Here is a 7,583-nt window from a genome sequence, read left to right as displayed (position 1 = left end):
GGTCCCGGGCCTGTACCACCACCCGGTGGCGGGCGATCCGGTGCGGGCGGCCGAGGTCGACCGCAGGATCAAGGAGTGGGCGATCGAGGAGATCGAGCTGTATCCGCCCGAGTGGGAGGACCAGTTCGAGGGGTTCGCCGTGGGCCGCTATATGGCGGCCTGCCACCCCGACGCGCCCAGTGTCGACCATCTGATGGCCGCGGCCCGGCTGATGGTCGCGGAGAACGCGGTGGACGACGTCTACTGCGAGGACCACGGCGGCTCGCCCATCGGGCTCGGCGGGCGGCTGCTGCTGGCCCACACGGCGCTCGATCCGCTGCACACCACCGAGGAGTACCGGCCCGCGTGGGAACGGTCGCTGGGCGCGGACGCCCCCCGGCGGGCGTACCACTCCGCCATGGAGTACTTCCTCCAACTGGCGCTGCCTTCCCAGGCGGACCGGTTCCGGCATGACATGGCCCGGCTGCACCTGGGCTATCTGGCCGAGGCCGCGTGGGACCAGACGGACTATGTGCCCGAGGTATGGGAGTACCTGGCCATGCGCCAGTTCAACAACTTCCGCCCCTGCCCGACCATCACCGACACCGTCGGCGGCTATGAACTCCCCGCCGACCTCCACGCCCAGCCGGCGACGCAGCGGGTCATCGCCCTCGCCAGCAACGCCACCACCCTCGTCAACGACCTGTACTCGTACACCAAGGAACTCTCCAGCCCCGGACAACACCTGAACCTGACCGTGGTGATCGCCGAGCGCGAGGATCTCACCCACCGCGAGGCGTATCTGAAGGCCGTCGAGGTCCACAACGAGCTGATGCACGCCTTCGAGGCCGAGGCCGCCGCCCTGGCCGCGGCCTGCCCGCTCCCGCCCATGACGCGCTTTCTGCGTGGTCTGGCCGCGTGGGTCGACGGCAACCACCACTGGCACCAGAGCAACACCTACCGCTACAGCCTGCCCGATTTTTGGTAAGGAAGGACTCCATCCGTGTCTGTGCCCGATGTCACCACCGTTCGCGACACCATCACCAGCGCCACAGCGGCCACGCCCTACCAAGGCGACATCGCGCGCTACTGGAACCATGAGGCCCGGCCCGTCAATCTGCGTCTCGGTGACGTCGACGGCCTCTACCACCACCACTACGGCATCGGCGATGTCGACCGTGCCGCCCTCGGGGACCCCACCGCCGCCGGTTACGAGAACAGACTCATCGCCGAGCTGCACCGGCTTGAGTCCGCGCAGACCTCCCTGCTCCTGGACAACCTCGGTCCCATCCGGCGCGAGGACACCCTCGTCGACGCGGGATGCGGCCGCGGGGGCACCATGGTCATGGCCCACCAGCGCTTCGGCTGTGGGGTGGAGGGTGTCACCCTGTCGGTGAAGCAGGCCGACTTCGCCAACCACCGCGCCCGCGAACTCGGTATCGACACCTCGGTGCGGGCCCGGGTCTGCAATATGCTCAACACCCCCTTCGCCAGTGGTCAGGCCGCCGCCTCGTGGAACAACGAGTCGAGCATGTACGTCGATCTGCACGACCTCTTCGCCGAGCACTCCCGCATCCTGGCCCCCGGTGGCAGGTACGTCACCATCACCGGCTGCTGGAACCCGGTCTACGGACAGCCCTCGAAGTGGGTGTCGCAGATCAACGCGCACTTCGAGTGCAACATCCACTCCCGTCGTGAGTATCTGCGGGCCATGGCCGACAACCGGCTGGTGCCCCAGACCGTCATCGACCTGACGCCTCAGACCCTGCCGTACTGGGAGCTGCGCGCCACCTCCGGCCTGGTCACCGGGATCGAGGACGCGTTCATCAACTCCTACAAGGACGGGTCCTTCCAGTATCTGCTGATCGCGGCGGACCGCGTCTGACGGGTCGTCCGTTACCGGCCTCAGTGAGTTCGGCCCACTCCCGCGCACCGCGGGGGTGGGCCGTTCCGTCATGTCGGCGCTCTCCCGTCCGGGAGCCTGGGCGCCGGTGTGGAGTTCGGCGGGCGGGTGGATGGGTGGGAGCGGCGCCGGGCTGGTGATGAGACGTCAGCACGCCATAACTGGGGCGGGTGTTACTGCTGATGACAGTGAGGGCGACACGGACGAAATGTCGTCATAATCTGGACGGTTCTGGAGACACGCCGCTGTACGTATGACAATGTGACAAGATGTAGTGTGCGTGATACCGTGCGCTTGATGAAACGATCGTCCGCTGATATTTCTTAGTCGCGCTTCGGGGGGAACCGGCGAATAGTGCCGGTCGGCGTGCAGGCTCCTCCGTACTTCCGTGAAACAAGGTGGCGAGCTTGTACGACGACCAGTTTGCCGATGTGTACGACCGCGTGTATTGCGCTCTTTATGACTATGCCGAGCATGCCGAACTGATCGGCGATCTGGCCCGGCAGCGAATAGATGATCCCCGCACTCTGCTCGATGTGGGATGTGGTACCGGAGAACACCTTCGACATCTCGGTAAGCAATTCTCCGTGACCGGTATCGATCTCTCCGAATCCATGGTCCGGGTCGCCCGGCAGAAGCTCCCCGAAATTCCCGTCCATCAGGGCGACATGCGGAATTTCGACCTGACGCAATCCTTCGACGTCGTCTGTTCGATGTACAGCTCGATCGGCTATCTCGGCGGACCGGAGGAGCTGCGTGCGGCGGTCGCGCGCATGGCGGCGCATGTGGCGCCCGGCGGTGTGCTCATCGTCGAGCCCTGGATCCCGCGCGAGCGATGGAACGGTGGCGTTCTGGCCCATGCCACCGTCGAGCACGAGGGTGTGACCATCTCGCGGATGGGCCGCTGGCGTACCGAGGGCACTCGTTCCCTGGTGGATATGCACTATCTGGTCTCGGAGCCGGACGGGGTGCGCCACTTCGTGGACCACCAGGATCTCGCCCTGTACTCCCTGGCGGAGTATGAGGACGCCTTCGACCAGGCCGGATTCGAGGCGTCGCTGCTGCCGGCGGGCCGTGCCGACCGAGGCGTCTTCGTCGCCATCGCGCGGCCGGAGGCGGCCGGTTAGTTCGCCGGGCTCGGTCATGTGACGGGTCGGCGGGTCGGCGGGTTGGCGGGTCGGCGGTGTGACGGGTCGGCGGTGTGACGGGTCGGCGTTCCGCACCCGTCGCCGTGCCCGGCCGGTTCCGCGCCCTGACGGGGTGAGGGGTGCGCGTGTGTCGGGCCGGGGATGCCCGCCCGCGCCACCCCGGCCGTCGCCGGGCCGCGCTGCTCACGGCGGCGCGGGGCTTGGCGTGCACATGATCAACGGCCTGTAAATGCGCCGTTAGTTTCATTGCGAAACCTTGACGAAGCGCTCGCGCTTGATGGAGCATCACAGCATGGCGTTGGCACGTGTCAACGATGGGTTATCGACAGTAGCCCTCCGCCTCAATACGCGGCTAGCGCCAGGAATTTAGAGTAACCGGGTAGTTTGAACCGCCGAGGTGAGTAAGTGATGTGCTGGGGCGCCTCAAGGTCAAACGGGGGAAACACGGGGGAAGAATGCTTTTCGAACGTGCACGTGTACTTTCCGAACTGAAAGAGCTGATAGCTGAAGTCCAACATGGCCGGGGTAGTGTCGCCGTGATCACGGGCCCCGTTGCCGTAGGGAAATCGGAATTGGCACATGCTGTGGCCGAGACCGCCCGAGAGCGTGAACTCACGGTTATCCGCGCGTATATGCATATGCCTGGCAGTGAGGGTGTCCGCACCCTGGCGGAACAGGTCACGGACGGCCTGTCCGGGGAATTCCCGGGCGCTGACGCGGTATTCCGCAGGGACCGGACGGGTGTTGTGGGGGAGACGCGCCCGGAGCCCGGTCAACGGGCCGGGCGGGACGGCGCGCCACGGGTCGAGGAGATCGTCGGACACGCGGCGCGCGAGCCGCTCCTCATCGTCGTCGACGATCTGCACCAGGCCGGCAGTGACGCGCTCGACGAGATCCTCCGGCTGGTGCGGATCTGTCGCACCGCCCGGGTCATGCTCGTCCTCGTGGCCTCCGACTGCTCCTACGCCCGGATGCCGCTCTTCCACGCCGAACTGCTGCGGGCCCCGCACTGTCGGCGTATCCGGCTGAGACCCCTGTCCCGTACCGGGGTCGCCGAGGTGGTGGCCGACAGTCTGGGCCCGGAGCTGGCCCAGCGTGCCGCCGCCGACTACTACCGCTACAGCGGGGGCAACCCGCTGGCGCTGCGCGCCCTGGTCGAGGAGTGGTCCTCGACCCGTCTCCTGGACGACGGCGGTTCCGAGTCCGCCGGGAGTGGTGTGCCCACCCCGGGCCGGGTCTCCGCGCTCGCGGTCTTCACCTCGCTGCACCGCAGCGGCCCCCAGGCCCTCGCCGTGGCCCGGGGTATCGCCCTGCTGGGTCCGGCCGCCGGGCTCGACCTGCTCTGCCAACTGCTCCAGAGCGAGCCGGAGGACATCACCCGGTGCCGCAGGGAGCTGGAGGCGGCCGGGGTGCTGCACGGGTTCCGGTTCCGTCATCCGGGGGTCGCCGAGGTCGTCCTCGCCGATCCGGAGTTCCACCATGTCCGCTCGCTGCGCCACCACACCGCCGCCCTGCTGGAGACGGACGGGCACAGCGCGGCACAGGTGGCCCGCCATCTGATCGCGGCGGACTCGGCGGCCGAGCCCTGGACCATCGGGGTGCTGCGCGAGGCCGCCCGGGAGGCGACGGGGCACGGTGACTGGGACTTCGCCTTCACCTGTCTTCAGCTGGCGCTGCGCGGCGCGCAGCGCGACGAGGAGCGCGGCCTGGTCATCGGCGAGTTCCTGCGGGTGGGCTGGCGGCTGCGACTTGCACGTGTCACCAAGCACTTCCAGGAGTGCTTCGAACTCCAGCAGAAGGGCTTCGTCCCCGATCAGGAGACCCTCTCCCTGCTGCGGATCTTCCTCTGGCACGGGCAGGCCGAGCCCGCGGTGACCATGCTGCTCGACGTGGCGGGACGCGGCGCCGACGGGCCGCTGCGCACCGAGATCCAGACCTTCCTCGACTGGGCCCGGCTCAGTCACCCCGGCTTCCTCGACCGGCTCCGCCGCGCCGACGAACGCACGCTGGAGGGCCTTCTGGAGACCGGGGCCATGCCCCTGCGACCGCTCACCGCCCTGTCCCGGGCGCTGTGCGAGAGCGGCCACACGGGCGTATCGGCCCTCATCGAGGAGGCACTGGCGGACCGTCAGCTCCTCGGTGACTCCGCGGGATCGGTCCTCCAGGCGCTGCTCTACGCGGGTGAACTCGCGCCCGCGGAACGCTGGGCCACCCGTTCCCTCCAGGACGCCGAGAGCGCGGCCTGTCCGCTCTCCCAGGGGATCCACCAGGCCGTCCGCGCCGAGATCGCCCGCCGCCGCGGCGATCTGCCGGGCGCGCAACTGCTCGCCGAGCGGGCGCTGACCCATATGGCGCCCCGGGCCTGGGGCGTCGCGCTCGGGCTGCCGCTGAGCGTGCTCGTCGCCGTGCACACCGCCCGGGGCAACGCCGACCGGGCCGAGGAGTACCTGTCCTGGAGCGTCCACCCGGAGATGTTCCAGACCTTCTACGGTCTGCACTACCTCCACGCCCGGGGCCGTCACCGGCTCGCCCTCGGCCAGCACAGCGCCGCGCTGCGGGACTTCCGCACCTGCGAGGAGCGGGTCCATGGCTGGGGCCTGGCCCAGCCGGTGCTCGCGCCCTGGCGGCTGGGTCAGGCCGAGGCCGCGCTCGCCCTGGGCGACCGGGGTGAGGCCCGGCGGATGACCGAGCGCGAACTGAACCGGGCCCGTGGTCGCCATCCGCATCTGCGCGGCGCCTATCTGCGCGTGTACGCCCGGACGGTGGACCGCAGCAGACGCCGGGACGTGCTGATCGACGCCGCCGAGATGGTCTCGGGCGGGCGCGACCGGTACCAGCACTTCCTGGTCCTGAGCGACCTCAGCCGCGCCCACCAGGAGGCCGACGACCTCTCCAGCGCGCGGGCCACCGGCCAGCAGGCCTGGCATGGCGCGGTGCGCTGCGGTGCCGAGCGCCTGGCCCGCACCCTGCTGCCGGAGAGCGCCATCACCACCCCCGAGGAGACACCCGTCATCCCCGAGCAGCGGCTGAACACCGCCATGCTCAGCGAGGCGGAACTGAGGGTGGCGGAGCTGGCCGCGGCCGGGGAGACCAACCGGGAGATCTCCGGGAAGCTCTTCATCACCATCAGCACGGTCGAGCAGCACCTCACCCGCGTCTACCGCAAGCTCCGTGTCTCCGGCCGCGCCGATCTGCGGTCCTATCTGGCCGGGGGAGCGCGCCCCACCGGCGGTGTGCCCGGACCGCGCGTCCGTGATGTGCGCGACGGGGTACGGGACGCCGTACGGGACGGAGCGCGCGAGAGTGCGCGCGACGGCGTGCGGGAGGGCGTGCCCGCCGGGGTAGGGGGCCGCCGGGCCGGCTAGGGGTTGGCCGCCGTCCGGTCGGTGCGTAGCGTCCCAGGCGCACTCGGGAGTGTCGTCACAGGAGCGTCGTCCGCCCGGCGGACAGGCGGGACTCCGACGACATGACCTGGGGGACGGACCGGCACCGATCGGACGGCGTTCCGGCTCCGCCAGGCCACCCCACCCACAACAGAGGTGATCGTTGATGGCAACCGCCGCCCGCCCCGCCGCCCCCAGCGCCAAGGGGCTGATGCCCTTCGGGGAGTGGCACACCTGGTACCGGGTGACCGGCGACCTCACCAGTGGCCGCCCGCCCCTGGTGGTGGTCCACGGCGGACCCGGCTCCACCCATGACTACCTGCTGCGGATCGCGGAACTGGCCGAGGACGGCTGGCCCGTCGTCCACTACGACCAGCTCGGCAACGGCGGCTCCACCCATCTGCCGCACAAGGGCGCGGACTTCTGGACCGTGGAGCTGTTCCGCGACGAGCTCGCCAATCTGCTCCAGGGGCTGGGGATCGCCGACAACCACGTGCTCCTCGGGCACTCCTGGGGCGGGCTGCTGACGGCCCGGTACGCCGCCGAGCGCCCCGCCGGGCTCCGGGGCCTGGTGATCGCCAACTCGCCCGCCTCCTATCCGCTGTGGCTGGCGGAGATGAAGGTGTTGCGGGCCCAGCTCCCGCCGGGCGTCGACGCCACCCTGCTGCGCCACGAGGAGGCCGGTACCACCGACAGCGCGGAGTACCAGGAGGCCGTCAGGGTCTTCTACGCCCGCCATGTGTGCCGGCTCGACCCGTGGCCGCGCGAGTTCATGGCCTCGTTCTTCGAGATCGCCAACGATCCGACCGTGTACTACACGATGAACGGCCCCAACGAGTTCCATGTCATCGGCACGCTGAAGGACTGGTCGGTCATCGAATACTGCCCGGATATCGCGGCGCCCGCGCTCGTGATATCCGGCCGCCATGACGAGGCCACGCCGGTGACCGTCCAGCCCTACGTGGACCACATTCCGGATGTCCGCTGGGAATTGTTCGAGGAATCCAGCCACCAGCCGCACATGGAAGAGCCGGAGCGATTCCGTACCGTACTGAGGGAATTCCTGGCCGGGCTGGAGAAGTAGCGGCGGGCCGACGGGCGGCCGCCCGGGGGGACCGGCCGCCGGGCGCGCCCTGGCGCGCGCCGACGGCGGGCTGCCCTGTCACACCG

The 7,583-nt window shown here is 69.5% G+C and carries 5 protein-coding genes; all 5 read left to right on the top strand.

Going from position 1 to position 7,583, the window contains the following annotated elements:
* Window positions 1-967 (top strand): family 2 encapsulin nanocompartment cargo protein terpene cyclase (locus ACFVIM_RS30325; protein WP_384308046.1); only part of this gene is annotated, 967 nt, incomplete at its 5' end.
* 15 nt (window positions 968-982) lie between these two features.
* Window positions 983-1,864, top strand: coding sequence for a geranyl diphosphate 2-C-methyltransferase (locus ACFVIM_RS30320; protein ID WP_384308042.1), 882 nt, complete (start codon window positions 983-985; stop codon window positions 1,862-1,864).
* 425 nt (window positions 1,865-2,289) lie between these two features.
* Entirely contained in the window at window positions 2,290-3,009 is a 720-nt protein-coding gene (locus tag ACFVIM_RS30315) for a class I SAM-dependent methyltransferase (protein WP_384308039.1), read from the top strand.
* Between the two features lie 476 nt (window positions 3,010-3,485).
* Window positions 3,486-6,395, top strand: coding sequence for an AAA family ATPase (locus tag ACFVIM_RS30310; RefSeq protein ID WP_384308036.1), 2,910 nt, complete (start codon window positions 3,486-3,488; stop codon window positions 6,393-6,395).
* Between the two features lie 184 nt (window positions 6,396-6,579).
* Window positions 6,580-7,497, top strand: a complete 918-nt coding sequence (locus ACFVIM_RS30305) for a proline iminopeptidase-family hydrolase (protein WP_384308034.1) — start codon at window positions 6,580-6,582, stop codon at window positions 7,495-7,497.
* The last annotated feature ends 86 nt before the right edge of the window (window positions 7,498-7,583 follow it).

The sequence above is a fragment of the Streptomyces sp. NPDC057638 genome (genome assembly GCF_042800315.1).
GTDB lineage: Bacteria > Actinomycetota > Actinomycetes > Streptomycetales > Streptomycetaceae > Streptomyces.
This window is presented reverse-complemented; position numbering and strand designations above follow the sequence as displayed.

Coding starts and splice junctions, on each gene's coding strand:
- ACFVIM_RS30310 (WP_384308036.1), top strand. CDS start 3,486: ATGCTTTTCGAACGTGCACGTGTACTTTCCGAACTGAAAGAGCTGATA.
- ACFVIM_RS30305 (WP_384308034.1), top strand. CDS start 6,580: ATGGCAACCGCCGCCCGCCCCGCCGCCCCCAGCGCCAAGGGGCTGATG.